A 21,621-nucleotide genomic window follows, 5' to 3' on the forward strand; every position below is an offset into this window, starting at 1 on the left:
TGACACTTAGATAGACCGCACTTAAGCATGAGGAGCGTATATGCAGCCAATTTGCCAGCATAGCCAGTTGCATGCCGTTGCACAGCAATTGTTTCGTATTTCCAGTGTGGCCGCAGAAATCTATCAAGATCAAATGGATTTGGTTGGACATTTTACAGCACAAAATTTGTTTCGGATCGATCCTTTGCAGCATCGGGTCGAATTGCTGAATGGTCTGTTTAGTCTTGAATTTTATCCGCCAAAATCGCATACAAATTTAATAGAAACTCACTTTGAATTTGCGGGGAAACAGCAAGAAGCATTTGAAGATTTTTTCTTACATGATCTGCATTTTTTGACTGGGGATTTAAAACCGCAGCATTCTTTATTTTTGCGTAATCAGGCGCAGCAATTGCGACAATTGATTCTGCAGCAAGTTTACCTGTGGGTAGATGGTGCAGCACGGGTTAAGCAATTGTTATTGCATTTAGATGCAATGCAGGCACAAATTTTAGATCAGGCATTAATGCAGGCAGACGATCAGTATCAACCAGTATTGACCAAATTTGTGCAGCAAGGGCAGCACATTCCTGAAGATGTTTTAACTAACTTATCGATGCTGTGTGCTTTGGAATTTGTAGAGGGTGAAACCTTTTTGCCAGTGCAAGCACTGATGCAAAGTTATGATGATTTTTGTTTTAGTGCGGCAGAATTTTTACCTAAAGCCATGCATCGTATTTTAAGTATTTCATTTCCTGAACGATTTAATTTGCAGGATTTAATCGATCATCAGGATGATATTCGGTTGTTGTATCGACATGCCGAAGAACATGGGCATTTATTGGGTTTTGCGCGTTTAATGCACCGTGAGGTGTGGCAGCGTTCCGATGCTTTGGCGAAACCGCATTTTTTAAAATCTTGCCCTTTAATTTGGCAAAAGAAAGTCGCCAAACTGCCGTTATTTGATTATCCACGTGCGGTGAATTGGCTGTTTAAACAGTCTGCACAAGTGTTGGATTGGCTTAGTTTAAATATTCATCATACCAGTGTGCGGGTGGCAGTGACTGCGCTCAGTTTTGTCGATTGTAGTCAGGCACATCCACGGATTATTTTGGCAACTTTGCAATATTTTCAATATTCAGCCGCACGTATGTTCATTCAAAGCTGTAATGTATATGCGACACAGCAAGCGTGGTTCGCACATGCGCATAATGTCAGTTTAATGCCGCATGGCGAAAAACAATCGTTGGATGATCCGCGAGTTGCCATTAGTCCTTCTATTTTGTATTTGGATGAGTGGATGACTTTGCTGAAAACCGTGGCACAACATGATGAGCATTTGGTCAAGCATGTATTTCGGCGTTTAAGTCGTGTCATGCAAAGTTATATGACTTATTTGCAGCAAATCACACAGGATTTACCGCTCGCTTTGTTGGATTATATTCAGCCCGAGAGTCAGCAGCAGCGTGACTTTTATACGGTGTTGCAGTGTTATCAGCTTCAACCCGATGATTTTCGGCAGCGTTTTTATTTACGGGCGCAGCATACGCGAGTTTCAGTGTTTGACAGTTATGTACGTGACTATTTACTGGAATATTTTGCAGCGCATACACATATTCCTAAGAGTCTGAGTTGGTTGGGATTATTTCATCAGGCGGTGCGTTGGCATCAACAGGTCTACAAAGCAGAGCTGATGGCTAAATTAAAAAAGGAAATTCTGTGCAGTGCATGGCAGGCCAAAAGCCCTCTGCCGACGCTAAAATTTTCAGGCTGGTGCTTTGAGGAAATGACTCATCTAGATCGTATTATTGAAGAATCACAAAACTTTAAACACTGTTTGGCACTTAGCTATGCCAAGCTAATGAGTGAAGGGCAATATGTGGCTTTTCACATGGCATCGCCACATTATGCGCAGCAATTGACCTTGGGGTGTCATTTTCGGCAAGGACAGCTTGAATTTGATCAGTTGGAATATCCGAATAATCAAAAAGCGGAACAGTTATTGGTGACCATTGCAGAGCAGTTTATTGCATGGGTGAATCCACAATTGCAAGCTAAAGCATAAGACAACAGTTGTCGTATTCGCAGACTTGAGCCTTAACTTTTGGGCAAAAACTCGTTAGGCTATAGCCGTTCAGCAATGGTATAGGTCTTATGAAACAGGAAACTGCACTTAAACTTTTAAAAGCAGGCGAAAATGTCTTTTTAACAGGCTCTGCTGGTGCGGGTAAAACCTATACCCTGAATCAATACATCAATTATTTAAAAGCACGTAAAGTACCTGTAGCCATCACTGCATCTACAGGTATTGCTGCAACGCACATGAATGGCATGACCATTCACACGTGGGCAGGCATTGGTATTAAAGACTTTTTATCAGATGCTGACCTGAAAAATATGAAAGAGCGCAAATATCTCAAAGAGCATTTAGAAAATGCGCAAGTGCTGATTATTGATGAAATTTCGATGTTGCATGCCAAACAACTGAATTTGGTCAATCAAGTTTTAAAATATTTTAAAGACAGTGATGACGCTTTTGGCGGCATTCAAGTGATTGTTGCAGGAGATTTTTTCCAGTTACCGCCTGTAGGAAAAAACGATGAGCGCAATCGTGACAAGTTCTGTTTTATGTCAGAGGCGTGGGTCGAAGCTAAATTTCGAGTCTGTTATTTAACTGAGCAGCACCGTCAGGGCGATGACTACTTAAATGACATTCTCAATGCAATTCGTGCACAAAGTATTGATCATCAACATATTCAGGCTTTGGAGCACACCCGCCATCAAGATATTGGCGACACTTTCACACGTTTATATACGCACAATATGGACGTGGACAATATCAACTTTAAGCATCTGAATGAAATTGAAACTGAGAGCAAGCAGTTTGATGCCGTGTGTGATGGCAATGAAAAGTTGATTGAAACGCTGAAATCATCCGTACGTGCGCCTGAAATTTTAAATCTAAAAAAACATGCCAAAGTGATGTTTGTTAAAAACAACTTCGATATGGGCTATATCAACGGCAGTTTGGGCGAAGTGATTGGCTTTGAAGAAGATGACGATCACGGTATTTTGCCTAAAGTAAAATTGACCGATGGCACAGTATTACTGGTCGAGCCTGAAACTTGGTCGGTGGATAATGATGCAGGCAAAACCATTGCCAGTTTCCAGCAAATTCCGCTGCGTTTGGCATGGGCAATTACCATCCACAAATCACAAGGTATGACCTTAGAAGCGGCAGAAATCGATCTTAGCCATACTTTTGAAAAAGGGCAGGGTTATGTGGCGTTGTCACGATTAAAATCGTTAAGCGGTTTGCGTTTATTGGGATTTAATAGCCAAGCTTTGGAACTCGACAGTTTAGCGATTAAGGCTGACCGCCGTTTTCAGGAATTGTCTGAAGAAGCTGAAACGCACTATGAGCTGATGGATTTAACACCACAACATAATGCATTTATTCGTCACTGTGGTGGCACGTTGAACGAAACCGAAATTTTGCGCAATGAAAAGAAAATTGCCAAAGGTGGAAAAACCAATTATGCGACTGCCACGTTAGATGAAACCCGCGCTTTATTTGAAGAAGGTTATGATATTCAGGATATTGCAGTAGAGCGAGGTTTAACTCCTGCAACTATTATCAACCATTTGGCACGTTTGCAAAAAGAACAAAATCTGGATATTTCAGTGGCACATCCAGGTGAAGAAGTGGTGGAAGAGGTCCGTAAAATTTATAAGCGATTAATGAAGCGTCAAAATGCAGAGCACTTCAGCGATGATGGCGCAATTAAACTGCGCCCGATTGTTGAAGCGACTAGTCCACGCATGGGCTATGATCAGGTGCGTTTAGCATTGCTGTTTATTCAGTAGTTTAGTCATTTGGATAATGATGACTTATACTGCAATTCTGCATTAAAAATGCCCGCTTAACGTCACATAAAATACTATCATTTTGAGAAAAACTTCGGTTAAACTGCCATCACTGTAAGCCTTAAAATATAATATTCGGTATGGCATTTACACCGTGGTACACATTTCGAAAATTTGTCTATAACAACTTACACGACGATGACTATGAAACATGGTTTAGTCGTTGCATTAACTATTTTTTAATTTTACTGATTTTAGGCAATGCCAGTGCGGTTATTTTAGAGTCGGTGAATGATGTCTATCTTGCCTATCAGGTATTTTTTGACCATTTTGAAAACTTTTCCATCGCAGTGTTTACGCTTGAATATTTGCTGCGGATTTGGAGTATTGCCGAAAAAGACCCGTTTATTTCGCCGTGGAAACAGCGTGTAAAATGGCTTACCAGCGGTGGGGCAATTATAGATTTGTTGGCGATTCTACCTGCTTATATTAACTTCTTTGTGCATCTAGATTTACGGTTCCTAAGAATTTTACGTTTGCTGCGTTTGTTAAAACTGACACGTTACTTTGTATCATTGCAAATTTTATTAAGAGTGATCGAACGGGAAAAAGGATCATTTCAGGCAGTCATTTTTATTCTCTCTATTATGATTGTGATGTCTGCCGCAGGTGTGTATGTGGTGGAAAGCAAGGCACAGCCTGAAGCCTTTAGCTCAATTCCCGCTTCGATGTGGTGGGCAGTGGTGACTTTAACCACAGTCGGTTATGGCGATGTCACACCAATTACCCCTTGGGGCAGAATTTTAGGTGCGTTAATTACGGTATTGGGTGTCGGCTTGGCAGCATTGCCTGCAGGTATTTTAGCCACAGGTTTAGCCAACGAACTTGAACAACGTAAGCAGCATTTAGGGTTGAAATTTAGAGAGCTATTGCAAAATAGTGAGATTGATCTGTTAAATGATCAAGAAAAAATTGAAGATTTACGCAAACAAGTCGGTTTAAACACTGAGCAAACCCAAGATATTTTATTGCAGTTAATTCGTGAGCGTCGTGAAGAAGAGCTGCGTTTAGAACAGGAGCCTTATAAATACTGCCCACATTGTGGAGAGAAGTTGTCGGAGTAAGCGAGGCTTGGGTTAAGAATTTCAATTCTAGTTTGGCTCTGCACGTTGGAAGCCTAAAATATGCTTGCTGAAAGCCATATTATTTTTATGGAATTGTATTGATTTCGTAGTAAATATCATCGAATAAAAACTAAGATGAAGAAAACTCATTATTTACATGCTAAGATTAAATTAATTCATTATTAAATTGAATCATGTTTGGCTTTGTTTCTTATTTTGCAAAATAAAAATGCGACCTAGGTCTAAACATGCAGTCAATAACTTGAAAAACTAGGAACAAGCAATGCTTGAAATTCGCCACTTAAAAACGCTATCAGCCCTGCGTGAACATGGTTCTTTGGTTGCTGCCGCCAATGATTTATGTCTGACGCCATCTGCCATTTCTCATCAACTCAAAGAACTAGATCATTGGTATGGCGTAGAAGTGGTGAACCGTCGTAGTCGCCCTGTGACATTTTCCAATGTCGGACAGCGTTTATTGAAACTGGCGGATGATGTCCTGCCACAAATTCAAATCACCCAAACTGATATTACCCGCATTGTGCATGGTCAAACGGGGCGAATTATTTTTTCTTCGGAATGTCATAGTTGCTTTGACTGGTTGATGCCGCTGCTGAATCAATATCGTCAGCAATACCCTGATGTAGATTTAGATTTTGCTTCAGGTTTTGAAGCCAATCCGCATGAATTATTGCAAAACGCAGAATTTGACCTATTGATTACTGCAGACCCGATTGCCTTAAAAGGTATCGAATATTTTCCAATTTTTGAATATGAATCGCGTTTGGTGTTGTCAAATACTCATCCTTTAGTACGTGCCGAGCGCATTACCGTACAGGAGTTGGCAGAAGAAACCCTGATTACCTATCCTGTCGATAAACACCGTTTAGATATTATGTCTAAGCTATTCATTCCAGCCAATATTCAGCCAAAAGCTATTCGTACTACAGATTTAACCCAAATGTTGATTCAACTGGTGGCGAGTGGGCGAGGGATTGGCGCATTGCCAGATTGGGTGGTGAATGAATATGAGCAAAAAGGCTGGGTAACTTCACGTCGTTTAGACTGCGTTGCTGCGGGAGGATTACGCCGTACCTTGTATGCGGGTTATCGTAGCGAAGAAAAAGAAAAGAGCTATTTTGAAGGCTTTTTGAAGCAATTAGAGAAATTTTCCCAAAAACGCACACAATATTATTCGAGTTAAAAATTGCACAATCAGCATTTTAAAGAGGATGCTGATTAATTGCTAAAAACACTAAGCTCATCTAAATCTCCACTAAAAACAGTGAGATGTTCTTGCTAAGCTTGCCTTGCGAAAATTAAGGGAGAGCGCTGTGAGTTCGGTACGTTGGCTGACCAAGGATTTATGGATTGTTGCTGCGGGTTTTATGGCAGCAATGCATATTGGCAAGTTGCCACCGACTGTGCCTATCCTTCAAGCTGAACTCGGAATTAGTCTGGTTCAGGCAGGCTTTTTGCTGTCTTTAGTACAAGCTGCAGGCATGACTTTGGCGTTGTTGCTAGGCAGTTATACCGCAAAAATTGGCTTAAAACGCTGTGTACTTTTGGGTTTGTCTTTATTGGCAGGTGCAAGTTTTGTCGGTGGTTTTGTACATAGCTTTTCCGCACTATTAAGTCTGCGTGTAATTGAAGGTTTTGGCTTTTTACTGATTACACTCAGCGGCCCTGCATTTATTCGTCAACTGGTTGCAGTGGAGCAGTTGCCTGCCAAAATGGGGCTGTGGAGTGCCTATATGGGCGGCGGGATGGGTATTGGTTTACTAAGTACGCCGTTTTTACTGACCATCTTGGATTGGCAAGGCGTGTGGATGTGTTTTGGATTGTTATCCTTTGCGCTCGCAATCATCATTTATAAAGCCGTACCGAGTGTGCAGATCAGCACGCAAGCCATTGCCATCTTTGAACTGATTAAAAGCACTTTGAGCCATCCACCCGCATGGATATTGGCTTTGGTTTTTGGTGTTTATGCAGGGCAGTGGTTCAGTTTGGTGGGTTTTTTGCCGACCATTTATCAGCAATATCAAATATCTTTACAAACCGCAGGTGTGCTCACAGCTATGGTTGCAATGGCAAATGCGGTGGGTACGTTTGTATGTGGGTTGTTATTACAGCGTGGGCTGAGAGCGCAAGTGTTGATGCAAATGGGTTTTGCGGTATTGATGCTATGCGCACTGAGTTTTTATATTTTGCGTGATGTTTTACCATTCATTGTGCAGTTTTTATTGGTCATCCATTTCTCTTTATTTGGTGGTTTAGTCGCAGCTGTGGTATTTGCGCAAGTACTTAATTTTGCACCACAACCGATTGCGATTAGTACCACCGTAGGTTTGGTGTTGCAGTGCTCGGCAATTTCACAATTTTTATTGCCGCCTGTGGTCGCAGCTATCGTATCTGCCACAGGAACATGGCTTTGGGTTGGTATTTTAATGGCCGTTTTATCTGCAATGGGAATGATATTAACATCTATCTTGTTTCGCAAAGTGGCTTAGATTTGGATGGTTTTTATTGAAATTGGTTGATACAAGACGATGAATTCAAGCAAAACCATCTAAACCAAGCGTCCCTAAATCTATGTTAAGAATAGCCAATAAACAAGGTGAGAATTCCTGCTGCAATCAATGGTCCCACAGGCACGCCACGTAGCACAGCAACACCTGCGACTGTACCAATCAATAAGCCTGCGACCACATCAGGCTGATTGGTCATGAGCTTGACACCACGCCCGCCTAACCATGCCACAAAAACACCAATTGCAATCGCAAGTAAAGATTTCCAACTCAGGAAAGATTTTAGAATTGCTTCGCCTGGAAGTTTGCCACTGGCAATGGGTGTCAGTACGCCAATGGTGAGAATGATAATGCCCAGATTTAAGCCATGCTGCTGCAATAGTGGGAAAAATTCACTTAGCGGCGTAATTCTAAAAACAATCAGTACTGCTGCGGCAATGGTCACAGCCGTATTTTGGCTAAAAATACCGCATGCGAGTAGAACGATCAGCACCATCAGGTTAAGGTCTAATTGAGAGAGCATGGTGATCCATAAAAGGGGAAATAAATTGGAAAAGTGCAGTTATTGTAACTGTTTTGAACTACAAGCGGGCAAGGTACGCAATGTGTTCAGAATTTACGGTGTATTTGGTTTAGAATAGCAGCAAATATATTTATACTTTTTATCATTAGGTCGCTCATCATGTTGTTGGAAAAAATGTTGCAATCACAAGGCTTTGGATCACGTAAACATTGCCAGCAACTCATTAAAAATGGTGCAGTCACCATTATGGGCGAAACCCAGACTAATCCTAAATTCGCGATAAAAATTGCGCCTGAAACGGTTTTGCAATTTTCGGTGTATGGGGAAAATTATCAATATCGTGAAAAGGTCTATATCGCCTTACATAAACCACAAGGCTATGAGTGTTCGCATCAGGCGACCCATCATTTTAGTGTGTTTGACTTGTTTGATGATGTATTGCTGAATCGTGGTTTGCAGTGTGTTGGACGCTTAGATCAGGACACCACAGGGCTGTTATTGCTGACGGATGATGGACAGTTTTTACAAGCATTGACCCATCCTAAAAAGCATGTGGCAAAAGTGTATGCTATGCACACCGCAGACCCGATTAATGCAACACAAATCCAGCAACTTGAGCAGGGTGTCGCATTGCGCAATGAATCAGGGACATTTGCTGCAACAGAGGTACAACAGCTTGCTGAACATGAATTGCAGATGACCATTCATCAAGGTGTTTATCACCAAGTTAAACGTATGCTGGCAGCAGTGGGCAATAAAGTAGAACAATTACATCGTCAGCAAGTTGGTGCATTAAACTTGACTGATTTGGCTTTAGATGTGGGTGAATGGATGTATTTAAGCCCTGAACAAGTCGAATTGGCAAAAAACCGTATGGAATAAATGAGGTTCTGCTGAACTTTCATCAATAGCTTATGATCAATGGCTTACGTCAGATTAAATTTAAACCCTTTGCCTAAAGCCGTAATCGTCAGATCAGGTGACTATTTTAAAAAGCAGTGATAAGTCTGGAATTCATCATCTTTGACAAAGCCCATCTTTTCATACAATTGGTGGGATTGGTAATTACTTTTTTGTGTTTCAAGGCTAATCCGTAGCGCATTTTCATGTCGTGCAAATAAAATTGCAGTATCAATGAGCTGTTTGGCCGAACCTTGTCGTCTAAAAACAGGGGTAACATAAACGTCATCTAAAATATAGTAGGTCGAGCAGGCAACCGAAGAAAAGCCTAAATAAAGTAATACAAATCCAGTGATTTTTTGATCTTTGATATGAATGAAAATCACACTTTCCTGATTTTCAAAACGCTGTTTTAAGAATGCTGCTGAAAGGCTTAAATTCGAGGATGCACCATAAAACTGACGATACTCATCGAACAATACAGCAAGCTGGTCTAAGTCTTCTAAAGTGGCACGTCTTACAATCATTACGATACTCCATGCTTTTTTATTGTCCTTGCATGAAGCATAGCTAAGTTTTTAAAGTAAATTTTTAAAGAATTGTTTAAAAATGCAACACTGTTAATTTTTGTCAGTTTCACCCAAAATTGCATTGAGTTCATCAAACAAGTCTAGATGTTCATCATCCAGTTCAAAATCTTCAACACTATTATTGCCAGTTACAGATGCTTCATTGCTTGGGGTTGCATCCACTAGCGTTGCTTTTTGCTCTTGTTTTAATTTGCGTAACTTAATCAATTGTTCCAGATTAATATTCTGATTTTCAATTGAAAAGGGAATTGATTTAGTCAGCACGACTTGCTTAAAAAACAAACGTACCGCTTGCGCAGGCGTAATCCCCAACTGTTTAAACACAGCAAAGGCTTGTTTTTTCTCTTGAGAGTCCAAGCGTACTTGATAGACTTCAGTTTTTCTCATAATTTTTAATAGAAGGAAATAGATTTAAATTTTAGCAATATTGTAAACAATTCATTTGTAATTTCAATATGACTACAACGAAAATCCACTATTTTGTAATGACAAACATATTACAATGTCAATTCTTGCTGTGCGCTAAAGTGGAATTGTTGCTGGCTAATCGGGTCAAAAAAACTTAAATGCTTGGCAAGCAATTGTAGCGGTGCAGAAAAATCATCTGCTTGTTTGTGCAGTAAAATGGGATAAAACGGGTCGTTCTTAATCGCAATACCTAAGCTATTTAAATGCACACGCAGTTGGTGCTGCTTGCCTGTTGTAGGCTTTAATTCATATTTTGCCCATGTTTGATTATGTTCAAGCAAACGAATTTCTGTTTCGCTGTTAGGTGTGCCTGCCACGACGTGCATCAAATAAAAAGGTTCACCTTTTTCCATGCGTAATTGCACAGTACATGGTAGTGACAAATTAGCTTGATAAGGCGCAATGGCATGGTAGGTTTTTTGCACCTGACGTTCTGCAAATAATTGCTGATACACCGCCCGAGTTTCTGGTTGTTTGGAAAACAGCACCACACCCGCAGTTTCGCGGTCTAAACGATGAATAGGTGTGAGCTGCTCATTCTGTGTTTGTTTTTTTAAGCGTACTAATAGGGTTTCTTGTACATATTGCCCTGTAGGGCTCATGGTCAAAAAATGTGGTTTATCTACAACCAATAAGTGTTCATTTTCAAATAAAACTTGATGCTGAAAAGGCACGGCAACTTCATGCGCTAAAAAACGATAATAAAAAATATCCTGATGTGCGCTATAAGGTGTATCTAAATCTAAACGCTTGCCTTCGGCATCATAAACCAGACCATCCTCAAAGCGTTGCAGCCATTCCTGTGCAGAAATATGGGCAAACTGGGCACATAAATAACGAAAAATTGATTCAGGCTGTGTGCTTAATTTGGGTAAATGCAATTTGCTGGCGCTCACACCATCGAGCATGGGTGGAACAAAGGTGTTGGGATGAGTCGACTTCATCTGCAAATTGCTCATATTCAGGTGGGAGAGTTTCTTTTTCATCATATTGAAAATAGCCTAAGCAGTTTGGGTGCTAAGCTTAATAATCTTGATTCATTGCCTTGTCTAAACTTGTTATAAATTGTCCACATTTACACAGTTTTATCCATCAGTACATAGGCTTTAAAGCAGTGCGATGCTATCATAATTGGTCTTTTGAATCATGTCGTGAGCGTTATGCAGTATTCATTTAATTTGGCTTTAAATAATGAGCAAGATACCCAAAATCTGGCGCAGGTTTTGGCAACGCATTTTCGGTCGGGTGTGATTTATTTAATTGGTGATTTAGGCGCAGGAAAAACCACTTTATCGCGTTATTTTCTACAGCATTTGGGGCATCAGGGCGCGGTTAAAAGCCCGACTTACACCTTGGTGGAACCTTATCAAATACAAGGACAAGATATTTTTCATTTTGATTTATATCGTTTAAATGATCCTTATGAATTAGAGCTGATGGGCATTCGTGATTATTTAGAAACCCCAAATGCCTTGTTTTTATTTGAATGGCCATCAAAAGGTGGCGATGAAATTCCGCCCGCAGACCTGATCATTGAAATTAAAAAATCGGAAGATGAATTAAGCCGTACTGCAACGCTAAGTTCGTCTTCGGTTGCATTACAACAAGCTTTGGAGCAACAATTTAATCATGCCTAATGATGTGTTAAATCTACGTCGGATCCACACGCTTGAACCTGCCTTAGCCAACCAAATTGCTGCAGGTGAGGTGATTGAACGTCCTGCCTCTGTGGTCAAAGAACTACTAGAAAACTCCATTGATGCAGGTGCAACCGAGCTAATTATTCGGGTGGCACAAGGCGGCAGTACACTCATTGAAATTATTGATAATGGTCGTGGCATTCATGCTGAAGATTTGCCTTTGGCGGTGACTCGTCACGCGACCAGTAAAATTCAAACGGCTGATGATTTACATGCTATTGTCAGTTTAGGCTTTCGTGGTGAAGCACTGGCATCAATTGCAGCAGTATCGCGTTTGACTTTGGTCAGCAGCCAAACTGAAGATGGTGTTGGTTATCAGGTCGAAGTCAATGGCACTGCCTTTGACCATCAAGATATTCAGGCCGTTGCTGCACAAAAAGGCACACATATTCGGGTGCAGGATTTATTTTTTAATGTGCCTGCACGACGTAAGTTCCTGAAAAAAGCAGGTACAGAATTTGGACATATTGAAGAAATTGTCCGTCGTTTGGCGCTGACACATTTTGATATTCGTTTTGTTTTGGAACACAACGACAGCATTAAACTGAATTTACCCATTGCAGACAGTGGCGAATTGCGTTTTCAGCGCGTGCAGCAACTTTTAGGACGAAACTTTGTCGAAAATGCCTATTGGATTGATGCTGATAGTGTCACCATGCGCTTATCGGGTTGGTTGGGGCATCCTTCCGATGCACGTTCACAAGCCGATTTACAGTATGTGTATGTGAATGGACGTATTGTAAAAGACAAGACCATCTCCCATGCTTTGCGTATGGCATACGAAGGTATTTTGCATGGACATCAACATGCTGCATATTTGCTATTTTTAGAAGTAGAACCTGAAAATATTGATGTCAATGTGCATCCGACCAAGCATGAAATTCGCTTTTTAAATCAGCGAGAAGTTCATGAGTTTGTAAGACATTACGCCAAAGAAACCTTAGCTCAATTTCAAACTGCAACTGCAGATTTAGCTACAGCCATGAAAGCCGATCCTATCGAACAAGCTGCGCCTTATGTGGTACAACCGCGTTATCAGGAACAATTTTTGCTGCACAAACATGCCGAGGCGAATCCTCACAACTCTGTAGACGATGCAGCAGCTGAATACACGATGCAGCCTGATTCACAAGCGGGAAGTGAGCTACTTACCGATTTTAATCAGAGTCAGCCGCAGACAGTTCAATATAACCGACCTGTGCAGAGCAATTATCAAGGTTCGCAACAGCTCAACAATGCTTTAAAAAGCTATCTCGCGCCTTTACGTGATCTAGATCAAGACTCAGCCAATCTTACGCAAACAAACACAACACCTGCGGTGGATGAGCATCCGCTCGGCATTGCAATTGCGCAATTGCATGGTATTTACATTCTGGCGCAAAACAGTGAAGGCTTGATTATTGTAGATATGCATGCCGCCCATGAACGAATTGTGTTGCAACAGATGAAAGCCGCTTGGGATAAACCTGAGTTTTGGACTTCGCAGCAATTGCTGATCCCCAAAGTTATCAGCATTAGCCGCATGCAAGCCATGCGGGTGGATGATTTAAAAGAACAATTGGCACGACTGGGCTTGGAAATAGACCAATATGGCGATGAACAGGTCATTGTGCGCGGTGTGCCCGCGATTTTGCATAAGGCAGATTTTGCCGAATTAATTCCTGAATTACTTGATGATTTAGACCCGAATGATGAGGCGCAAGCCTTGTTGCAAAAGCGTGATCATATTTTGGCGGGAATGGCATGTCATAGTGCAGTACGTGCACATCGGATGTTAAGTCTTTCTGAAATGAATGCCTTATTGCGTCAAATGGAACAAACCGAATTTGCTAGCCAATGTAATCATGGTCGCCCGACTTGGCGTGCCTTTCCATTGGCACAACTAGATAAACTTTTTGCTCGAGGAGAGTAGCGTTACATGTCAAATCAATTGCCGGTCATCAATTTAATGGGACCAACTGCAAGCGGTAAAACTGCTTTGGCATGTGAGCTGTATGAAATGGGGCATTTTGAGCTGATTTCAGTCGATTCTGCGCTAGTTTATCGAGATATGGATATTGGTACAGCCAAACCAACTAAAGCGGAACAGGCGCGTTATCCGCATCATTTGATTGATATTATCAGCCCGCTTGAAGTGTATTCTGCTGCACAATTTGTCGAAGATGCCTGCGCCTTGATTGACGATATGCACGCGATAGGAAAAACCCCAATTTTAGTGGGCGGAACCATGCTGTATTTTAAGGCATTGCTTGAAGGTTTATCTTCAAATTTACCCAGTGCCAATTACCAAGTACGTGCTGAAATTGAAGATAAAGCCGCGCGTGAAGGTTGGGAGGCTGTATATGCAGAATTATGTGCGGTAGATGCATTGGCGGGACAAAAGTTTAAAGTGTCCGATAAGCAACGTATTATTCGTGCTTTGGAAGTTTATAAATTAACAGGCACACCAATTACCCAGCTTCAGGCGGAACAACCCAAAAATGTACCATATCGTTACACTTTTCATAACCACGCCTTGATGCCTGATCGGGTAGAATTACATCAGCGTATTCAAAAACGCTTAGAGATTATGTGGGAAATGGGTTTTTTGAATGAGGTGCGACATCTTATTGAAAATTACGATTTAGATGCTAATTTACCCTCTATGCGTTCAGTTGGCTATCGTCAAGCTTTAGAGTTTTTGCAAAACGGTGATGAAAGTCGCGAAAAAATGCAGGAAATGGAGGATAAGGCGCTATTCGCGACACGACAACTCGCGAAACGTCAATATACTTGGCTCAGATCGTTGCAAGAATCGCATAAATTTCACACATATTTTACGATAAAGCAGGCTCAAGAAGACTTGCGAAACTGTTACGGATAAAGCAAAATTTACCTACTGTCTTTTTTATAATTTTTAATTGAAAAATAGAGATAGTTTTTGCGCTGATTTTTAATTATTTTTGGAGTTATAACATGTCTAAAGGTCAAACTTTACAAGATCCGTTCTTGAATTCTCTCCGTAAAGAACGTATTCCTGTTTCTATCTTCCTTGTGAACGGTATTAAGCTACAAGGCCATATTGAATCTTTTGACCAGTATGTTGTTTTATTAAAAAATACGGTAAGCCAAATGGTTTACAAACATGCAATTTCTACAGTTGTTCCTGCACGTAATCCACGTCCTGCTGGTGCACCTGCTGGTGGTCAAGGCGCTGGCTTTGGCGGTCAAGGCGGTGGCTTCGGTGGTCAAGGTGGTGGCTTTGGTGGTCAAGGCGGCTTCGGTGGTCAAGGTGGTGGCTTTGGTGGTCAAGGTGGCGGTTTCGGTAGTCAAGGTGGCTTTGGTGGTCAAGGCGGTGGTTTCGGTGGTCAAGGCGGCGGCTTCGGTGGTCAAGGTGGCTTCGGTGGTCAAGGTGGCTTCGGTGGCGGTCAAGCAACTGGCGGTTTTGACAACGATTCTAAATTTGAAGAATCTTCAGAAGACGATAACAACCGTTAATTGATCTTCTTAAAAAACCTCTCGAAATGAGAGGTTTTTTTATGTCTATGGTTTTTTTATCAAAGTCGTATTTTGGTAGTGGCTAAGATGAAGTGCATATGGTAAAAAAGCATAAAAAACCAGTGTTGCTACACTGGTTTTAATTTTGGAAATAGCAGAAAACTTAAGCTTAGTTTTTCTTGCGGTCTAAGCTTGGGTCTTTAATTTCTACAAAAGCATTGTTACGTGTTTCACGTAACCAGCTATCCAATTCAGTATCAAACTGGCGTTCACCTAGTATTTGACGTGCCATACGTTCTTGGTATTCACGAGTCATATCTTGCTGGCGTGTATCGGTCACTTGCAGTACATGCCAACCAAACTGGGTTTGGAATGGTGCGCTAATTTCACCTTTTGCAGTATTTTTCATTTGATTTTCAAATTCTGGCACCATCACGCCAGGATTCACCCAGCCTAGACTGCCGCCATCACGTGCAGAGCCAGCGTCATTAGAGAACGTCGCTGCTAAGGTTGCAAAGTCTTCACCCGCTTTTAAACGGTTGTGAATACTGTCAATCATGTGTTTCGCATTTTCAGGGCTTACGACTTCACTTGGCTGAATCAAGATATGTCGAGTTTGATATTGTGGAACTAGTGCACGTTGCTCAGTACTTTTGCGCTCCAGTAATTTTACGACATGAATACCATCACGGACTTCAATCAGTTCACTGGTTTGCCCCACATCTAATGGCGTAATACGTGCAGCAAGTTCCGCGGGAATATCGGTCAAGTTACGTAAACCCATGTCTGCAGACTGAACGGTTACACCATTGCCTGTATATTTTTTACTAATGGCTTGAATGTCATTGTTCTGCGCCAATTCAGCTTTGACTTGTTGCGCAACTTGTGCGGCATTTTCTGCTCCAGAAACACGCACATGCAAAATATGTACTTGATTGCCTAAGGCAGCCTGACCTTGTGGTGTTTTCAGGAAATTATCAACATCTTGGTCGCTAATTTGAATACGTGACATTACGACTTGCTGACGTAAGCGATTCATTGCCAAATCTTCAGCAATACGGTTACGTAAAAACGCATAACTGCCTGGTGCAGATTTATCTAATTTTTGCTGAAAAGTTTCTAGGCTGTTTGCGCCATTTTGCTGTGCAACTTTTAAAACTGCTTCATTTAAAGATTTTTCATCAGCTTTAATGTTGTAGCGTTTGACTTGCTCTAATTGCGCTTGGCGTACAATCAGTTGTTCTAAAGCTTGTTGTTCTAAAATGTGTTGTGGTGGAACAGGGCGCTTTTGCATCTCAAGTTGTTGTTTGAGTTCAACCACGCTTTGCGCTAAATCACTTTTTAAAATGACACTATTGTCAACTACAGCCACAATTTGATCATTCGCAGCAAATGCAGGCAGCGCTGCTGTCATGCAAAGTGCTAAGGTTGATGCTTTTAAAAATCGTTTTAACTGTTCTGTTTTCATTAACGTTGTGTCCAAGATTGATTAATTTTATTAAAACCTAAAATACGGTTTTCAAGCAAAGATGCAAGTTTATTATTGAAACCGCCTAAACCTTTCAAATTTAATTCCGCCATAATGGCACGTTTTGGTTTTACACCGGCATCGGTAACATCATCTAAATCGTTATAGTAAGAGCGACCATAGACTGAGATGCCCCAACAGCAAGATTCATAATTCACCCCTAGCAAATATTCACGGGCGACGCTATGGTCTAGGTCGTATTGCGCATGACCTAAAATACGCCAGTTGTTGTGAATCGGTTGAATAAACGATGCCACAACTTGATCATAATGATCTTGACGGTTTGGAATAACACGGCGGTTAATATAACCAAAGCTATATAAGTTGCCTTGATCACCCGTGTAAAGCATATTGACACTGCGCTGTGCATTGTCGCCATTTGACATCCATGCAGCATTGGCACCCACACTGAGGTTTTGACTTAGCTGACTGGTTAAGCTCACAATTGGCCCAGTACGGTTTTCCGTATTAAATTCGTCTTCGGTATTATCCAACGTGACACGACGATCTTCAAAGTAAAAACTTTGACCAATTCCTGCTCTAAGGCGTTCTAAACCAATTTCATCAAACAGGCTATAGCTTAAGCCTAAAGATAAGAAATTATTATCTTCTAAACGGTCATGTCCATAGAAACGGTTTGGACTGAACAATTGATCATAATTGATTGATGCTGTTGCAGAATCAAAGTTCGGGTGGTCGTTTTGATTGCGGTACGGTGCATAGGCATAGAACGCACGCGGGGTGATGGTTTGCAAGAAGCGACCATCTTTTTCAAAGGTAATCCCTGTATCTAAAGTGAATTGCGGAACAGTAACCGACTCACTTTTACTTGAAGATTTATACGGATCTGTACTTAGGGTCTCTTTGTCATAGAAGGTGTTGATGTTACGTAACGATACTTCAGGAATTACAAATGACCACGGGTTGCGGTAGTTGTAACGCACAGCAAAGTCATTATAAATACGCGTACCACTTGGTTCCCCATCTTGCGCAGCTAGATCTTTTTTGAAGTAAGCTGTGTCGTTATTAAATTCGACTTGGAAGCCTTGAGGATTGCCCGTTTTATAGTTCAATAAAAATTGTGGTAGGCGTGCATAAGGGCGATCCACAGATGGAATCGTCTTATCCAGGGTTTGGAAATCTTCAACTTTGAGCTGTGCTTTTAAACCCGGTATGCCGTTACGATAATTCAACTCCCAAGCACGACGTAAATTTAGGTCGGTTTTAGAGTTCGGGTTGTTATTTAAATCGGCAAAGTAGTCTTTGTCCGATGCATAGTTATATTCTAAGTTGGTTGAAAATTGTTCGTTGATTTGCCAACCGTGTAAAAAATGTAAGTCTTTACGGTCTTGGTCATCATATTTGGCATCCGATGCTAAATAACCGCCCCAAATTTTACCTGAACCAAAATTTTCAGTTAAATAACGGAATTCACCTTCTAGCATCGCGCCACGATCTGCAATATAACGTGGGCTAACGGTAGCATCAAAATTCGGTGCAAGGTTTAAATACACAGGCACAGATAGCTCGACACCACCATCATTGGTAAAGCCAAAACTAGGCGTCAAAATACCTGTGGTACGGCGGTCATCAATTGGGAAATTGAAGTAGGGTACAGCCAAAACTGGTACATTTTTCACATAGAATTTGGTGCCACGTGTTTCACCGCGTCCAGTTTCCTGATTGAGCTTAATTTCGTTGGCTTGAATTTTCCAGGTTGGCGCTTGCTCGGGCGGGCAGGTGCTGTAGGTGGCGTTATTGAGTACCATGGTATTGGTTGAGGTACGTGCAATTTTTTCTGCCATGCCATGAGCATGCTGTTCTTCAGCAATATAAAAACTGTTATTTAAATCGCCTTGCTGAGTTTTAAGGTTGTAGTTAATTTCATCACTTTGCGCAAGTAAACCAGCTTGTGCCATTTGAACACGACCTTCGGCTTTGGCAAAGGTTTGGGTCTGATCAATGGTAATTTTATCGGCGCGAATTTGACGGCCTTGCTGGTCAATCAGGACATTGCCTTCTAAGACAGAATCGCCATTTGGGTCATAGTGACCATAATCGGCAGTAACGGTAGAGGTTGCTTCTGCAGCGTCTACAGCAACTGTATTTGAACTGATAGGTGTCAGCCAAGCACCTTTACAATAAGCCGAGCTGGCTGTGTTACCAAATTGTTGTTGCGCTTCGGGCGTTGCTTTATCAACATAATATTGCTCAAAGAATTGCTGACCTGGGTAAGTCTCTTGAATACTTTGTTTAAGCCGTTGGTTGTCAATATGACTGACCGATGAAGCCTGATCTGCTGTCTGTGCATAACTGGAAACAGAGTGACCACATAACAGAGTTAAGACCGCAGTCGCTAAAGGATTAAATTTAAACTGATGCTTCATTTATCTCATCAACCAAGAATGCTTAATCGCAATTAATTATTGTCGCATCATAGAGAAAAAGCGCAGAAGTAGCTACACTTAACACTTTAAAAACTCAGCCTGTATTAGAATTTATTGCAAATGAATACACAACGCGAACAATTGATACAAACATGGATAACATCTGTACTTGGTTCAGATCAATTTGAAACTCATTTTTTAGCAGGCGATGCAAGTTTCCGTCGTTACGCACGAATCAAATTGAATAATAAAACATTTATGCTCATGGATGCACCACCAGAAAAAGAAGATTGTGGTCCTTTTGTCACGATTGATGAATTTTTTGCTGCCAATGCTGTGCGTGTACCCAAAATTGTGGCCAAAGACCTGACACAAGGCTTTTTGTTACTCGAAGATTTTGGTGATGTCTTATTATCTACCTTGCTGAATGATCAGACTGTAGATGACTACTATGCGCAGTGTTTTAAGCAGTTAATTCAATTACAAGATATTGATGGTACGGCACATTTCCCTGAATATTCCTATGACAAACTCATCAGTGAAATGGAGTTACTCACCGATTGGTTATTGCCTGCCTTACAGATTCAGCCAAGCGCAGAAGAAAGTGTCTTAATTAAACGCACTTTTGCTATTTTAGCCAATGCAGCCGTGGCACAGCCGCAAGTGATTGTGCATCGTGATTTTCATAGTCGTAACTTAATGAAAGTTGGTGAGGACACCGAGCTTGGTGTGATTGATTTTCAGGATGCGGTCATTGGTGCAGATACATACGACTTAATTTCGATTACCCGTGATGCTTATGTGCAGTGGAATGCTGAGCGTGTGTATCGCTGGTTTAAAATGTTCTATGACTTGTTGCCAGCAGCATCTAAGCAAGATCGTGATTTTGAACAATTTAAAAAAGATGCCGATATGATGGCAATTCAGCGCCATATCAAAATTTTAGGTATTTTTGTGCGTCTGTTTGAACGTGATGGTAAGTCGGGTTATCTCAAAGACCTACCTAGAGTAATGTGGTATTTGCTTGAAGAAAGCAAGCCGTATCCTGAATTACAACCATTTATGCAATTCATTCACAATACAGTAATGCCAAAATTTACAGCCAAATATGGTCAGTATGAGGTGGTTGCCTAAATGAAAGCCATGATTCTTGCTGCGGGCATGGGTAATCGTATGCGTCCTTTAACGTTGCATACGCCTAAGCCATTATTGGAAGTCGGTGGTAAGCCTTTAATTGTGTGGCACATCGAAAAGTTGCAAAAAATTGGTGTGCAGGAAATTGTCATTAATACCGCATGGCTAGGTGAAAAACTTGCATATGCTTTGGGCGATGGTTCTCAGTTTGGTGTGAAAATTTTGTGGTCGCATGAAGGTGAAGGCTTGGAAACAGCAGGCGGAATCATTAATGCGCTGTCATTATTAGGCAATGCGCCTTTTATATTGGTGAATGGTGATGTTTGGACCACGATGGATTTCGCACCTTTGTTGAATGTACAACTGCAGGATGCTTTGGCACATTTGGTTTTAGTTGAAAACCCTGTGCAGCATCCACAAGGTGATTTTACCTTGTCTGAAAATAAGGCTTATACCTTTGAACAAGCACAGTCAGGTGAAAATCTGACTTACAGTGGGGTCGCGGTGATGCATCCACAAATGTTTGTTGGCTTAGAATCGGGCAAGCGTCCACTAGCACCATTATTGAAACAAGCCATGCAGCAAGAAAAAATTTCTGCACAGAAATTGCAGGGCGTTTGGGTGGATGTTGGCACTCCTGAGCGATTAAATGCACTGGATCAACAAATTCAGCAGGGTGTGTACGCTTAAGTGCATATTCACTAAGCATTCGCCCCTATGACTGCAACTATAAATCGGTATACTTCCATTAACTTTTTCGAGATGTGAATTGTGATGCATTCGTTTTTTCAGGAACTCAAGCAAGGTAGTCAGGCTTTAGGTTTAGAGCTCAGTGATGAGGCTTTAAATTTATTACTCAAATACCAAGATGCTTTGGTGCTATGGAACAAAGCGTACAATCTCACCGCAATTCGTGATCCGAAAGAAATGCTAGTGAAGCACTTGCTAGACAGCGTAAGTATTTTAAAAGATTTGCCTGCCGGTCGTTTGCTGGATATTGGTACAGGTGGTGGTATGCCAGGCATGATCATTGCCTTATGTCAGCCTGAACGGGATTGCGTGTTATTAGATTCTAATGGTAAAAAAATCCGTTTTTTAAAGCAGTTTATTGCTGATTTAAAACTGAAAAATGTAGTTGCAGTACAAACTCGTGTCGAAAATGAAGATAGCATTCGTGAGCTAGGTCAGTTTGATGTAATTACCAGTCGTGCTTTTGCATCTTTAACTGACTTTGTTGCAGCATCTAAACCATTTATGCATGAACAAAGTATTATTGCTTCTATGAAAGGTTTGGTTCCTGCTGATGAAGTGGAAGCATTGAAAGATGAGTTTAGCTGTGAAATTATCGAGCTCAAAGTTCCACGTTTAGACGAACAGCGTCATTTACTTTTATTAAAACGTATTTAAATTTTTCAA

Annotated in this window: 19 protein-coding genes; 13 read left to right on the plus strand and 6 right to left on the minus strand. The window is 41.2% G+C overall.

Annotated elements, in window-relative coordinates; all coding sequences use genetic code 11:
- The first annotated feature begins 40 nt into the window (after nt 1-40).
- The 5 genes from C3Y93_RS01555 (at nt 41) to C3Y93_RS01575 (ending at nt 7,480) form a co-directional block, all read left to right on the plus strand.
- The gene (locus tag C3Y93_RS01555) at nt 41-2,044 is read left to right on the plus strand and encodes a hypothetical protein (protein WP_104851876.1); all 2,004 of its coding nucleotides are present in this window, start codon (nt 41-43) and stop codon (nt 2,042-2,044) included.
- Between the two features lie 89 nt (nt 2,045-2,133).
- Nucleotides 2,134-3,846 carry an AAA family ATPase gene (locus tag C3Y93_RS01560; protein WP_104851877.1) on the plus strand — a complete coding sequence of 571 codons (1,713 nt, stop codon included), beginning with the start codon at nt 2,134-2,136 and terminating at the stop codon, nt 3,844-3,846.
- A gap of 140 nt (nt 3,847-3,986) precedes the next feature.
- Nucleotides 3,987-4,970, plus strand: coding sequence for an ion transporter (locus C3Y93_RS01565; protein ID WP_004976861.1), 984 nt, complete (start codon nt 3,987-3,989; stop codon nt 4,968-4,970).
- 283 nt (nt 4,971-5,253) lie between these two features.
- Nucleotides 5,254-6,174: a LysR family transcriptional regulator gene (locus C3Y93_RS01570; protein ID WP_004976859.1), complete on the plus strand. Its 921-nt coding sequence runs from the start codon at nt 5,254-5,256 to the stop codon at nt 6,172-6,174.
- Nucleotides 6,175-6,304: 130 nt separating this feature from the next.
- Nucleotides 6,305-7,480 (plus strand): CynX/NimT family MFS transporter, encoded by a 1,176-nt coding sequence (locus C3Y93_RS01575; protein WP_096901189.1) that lies wholly within the window; start codon nt 6,305-6,307, stop codon nt 7,478-7,480.
- Between the two features lie 85 nt (nt 7,481-7,565).
- Here the strand turns inward: C3Y93_RS01575 and C3Y93_RS01580 are convergent, their stop codons facing one another.
- Nucleotides 7,566-8,021, minus strand: a complete 456-nt coding sequence (locus C3Y93_RS01580) for a DUF441 domain-containing protein (protein WP_004976854.1) — start codon at nt 8,019-8,021, stop codon at nt 7,566-7,568.
- 159 nt (nt 8,022-8,180) lie between these two features.
- Between C3Y93_RS01580 and C3Y93_RS01585 the strand changes: the two genes are divergently transcribed.
- Nucleotides 8,181-8,903: a pseudouridine synthase gene (locus C3Y93_RS01585; protein ID WP_104851878.1), complete on the plus strand. Its 723-nt coding sequence runs from the start codon at nt 8,181-8,183 to the stop codon at nt 8,901-8,903.
- Between the two features lie 101 nt (nt 8,904-9,004).
- On the opposite strand, the gene C3Y93_RS01590 is transcribed toward C3Y93_RS01585, so the two are convergent.
- From C3Y93_RS01590 to C3Y93_RS01600, 3 genes are all read right to left on the minus strand, one after another.
- Nucleotides 9,005-9,448 (minus strand): GNAT family N-acetyltransferase, encoded by a 444-nt coding sequence (locus tag C3Y93_RS01590; RefSeq protein ID WP_004976850.1) that lies wholly within the window; start codon nt 9,446-9,448, stop codon nt 9,005-9,007.
- A gap of 93 nt (nt 9,449-9,541) precedes the next feature.
- Nucleotides 9,542-9,898, minus strand: coding sequence for a type II toxin-antitoxin system RelB/DinJ family antitoxin (locus C3Y93_RS01595; protein ID WP_004976848.1), 357 nt, complete (start codon nt 9,896-9,898; stop codon nt 9,542-9,544).
- Between the two features lie 110 nt (nt 9,899-10,008).
- The gene (locus C3Y93_RS01600; RefSeq protein WP_104851879.1) at nt 10,009-10,923 is read right to left on the minus strand and encodes a pseudouridine synthase; all 915 of its coding nucleotides are present in this window, start codon (nt 10,921-10,923) and stop codon (nt 10,009-10,011) included.
- Between the two features lie 216 nt (nt 10,924-11,139).
- On the opposite strand from C3Y93_RS01600, the gene tsaE reads away from it, so the two are divergent.
- From tsaE to hfq, 4 genes are all read left to right on the plus strand, one after another.
- Nucleotides 11,140-11,616 carry a tRNA (adenosine(37)-N6)-threonylcarbamoyltransferase complex ATPase subunit type 1 TsaE gene (gene tsaE / locus C3Y93_RS01605; protein ID WP_096901184.1) on the plus strand — a complete coding sequence of 159 codons (477 nt, stop codon included), beginning with the start codon at nt 11,140-11,142 and terminating at the stop codon, nt 11,614-11,616.
- Complete coding sequence (mutL, locus tag C3Y93_RS01610; RefSeq protein WP_104851880.1) at nt 11,609-13,591, plus strand: DNA mismatch repair endonuclease MutL; 1,983 nt, start codon at nt 11,609-11,611, stop codon at nt 13,589-13,591. The genes tsaE and mutL overlap by 8 nt, the downstream gene beginning before the upstream one ends.
- 6 nt (nt 13,592-13,597) lie before the next feature.
- The gene (gene miaA, locus C3Y93_RS01615) at nt 13,598-14,542 is read left to right on the plus strand and encodes a tRNA (adenosine(37)-N6)-dimethylallyltransferase MiaA (protein ID WP_104851881.1); all 945 of its coding nucleotides are present in this window, start codon (nt 13,598-13,600) and stop codon (nt 14,540-14,542) included.
- A gap of 92 nt (nt 14,543-14,634) precedes the next feature.
- Entirely contained in the window at nt 14,635-15,156 is a 522-nt protein-coding gene (gene hfq / locus C3Y93_RS01620; RefSeq protein ID WP_104851882.1) for an RNA chaperone Hfq, read from the plus strand.
- 169 nt (nt 15,157-15,325) lie between these two features.
- Here the strand turns inward: hfq and C3Y93_RS01625 are convergent, their stop codons facing one another.
- Nucleotides 15,326-16,624: a peptidylprolyl isomerase gene (locus C3Y93_RS01625; protein ID WP_104851883.1), complete on the minus strand. Its 1,299-nt coding sequence runs from the start codon at nt 16,622-16,624 to the stop codon at nt 15,326-15,328.
- Nucleotides 16,624-19,071 carry an LPS-assembly protein LptD gene (locus tag C3Y93_RS01630; protein ID WP_104851884.1) on the minus strand — a complete coding sequence of 816 codons (2,448 nt, stop codon included), beginning with the start codon at nt 19,069-19,071 and terminating at the stop codon, nt 16,624-16,626. Before C3Y93_RS01630 ends, C3Y93_RS01625 begins: the two co-directional genes overlap by 1 nt.
- A 120-nt stretch (nt 19,072-19,191) precedes the next feature.
- Between C3Y93_RS01630 and C3Y93_RS01635 the strand changes: the two genes are divergently transcribed.
- The 3 genes from C3Y93_RS01635 to rsmG all read left to right on the plus strand — a co-directional run bounded on the left by C3Y93_RS01635 (nt 19,192) and on the right by rsmG (nt 21,612).
- Complete coding sequence (locus C3Y93_RS01635; protein ID WP_104851885.1) at nt 19,192-20,205, plus strand: aminoglycoside phosphotransferase family protein; 1,014 nt, start codon at nt 19,192-19,194, stop codon at nt 20,203-20,205.
- The gene (gene murU / locus C3Y93_RS01640) at nt 20,206-20,895 is read left to right on the plus strand and encodes an N-acetylmuramate alpha-1-phosphate uridylyltransferase MurU (protein ID WP_104851886.1); all 690 of its coding nucleotides are present in this window, start codon (nt 20,206-20,208) and stop codon (nt 20,893-20,895) included.
- An 84-nt stretch (nt 20,896-20,979) separates the two neighbouring features.
- Nucleotides 20,980-21,612 (plus strand): 16S rRNA (guanine(527)-N(7))-methyltransferase RsmG, encoded by a 633-nt coding sequence (rsmG, locus tag C3Y93_RS01645; protein WP_104851887.1) that lies wholly within the window; start codon nt 20,980-20,982, stop codon nt 21,610-21,612.
- Nucleotides 21,613-21,621: the final 9 nt, after the last annotated feature.

Source organism: Acinetobacter sp. SWBY1, from assembly GCF_002946595.1.
GTDB classification, from domain to species: domain Bacteria; phylum Pseudomonadota; class Gammaproteobacteria; order Pseudomonadales; family Moraxellaceae; genus Acinetobacter; species Acinetobacter towneri.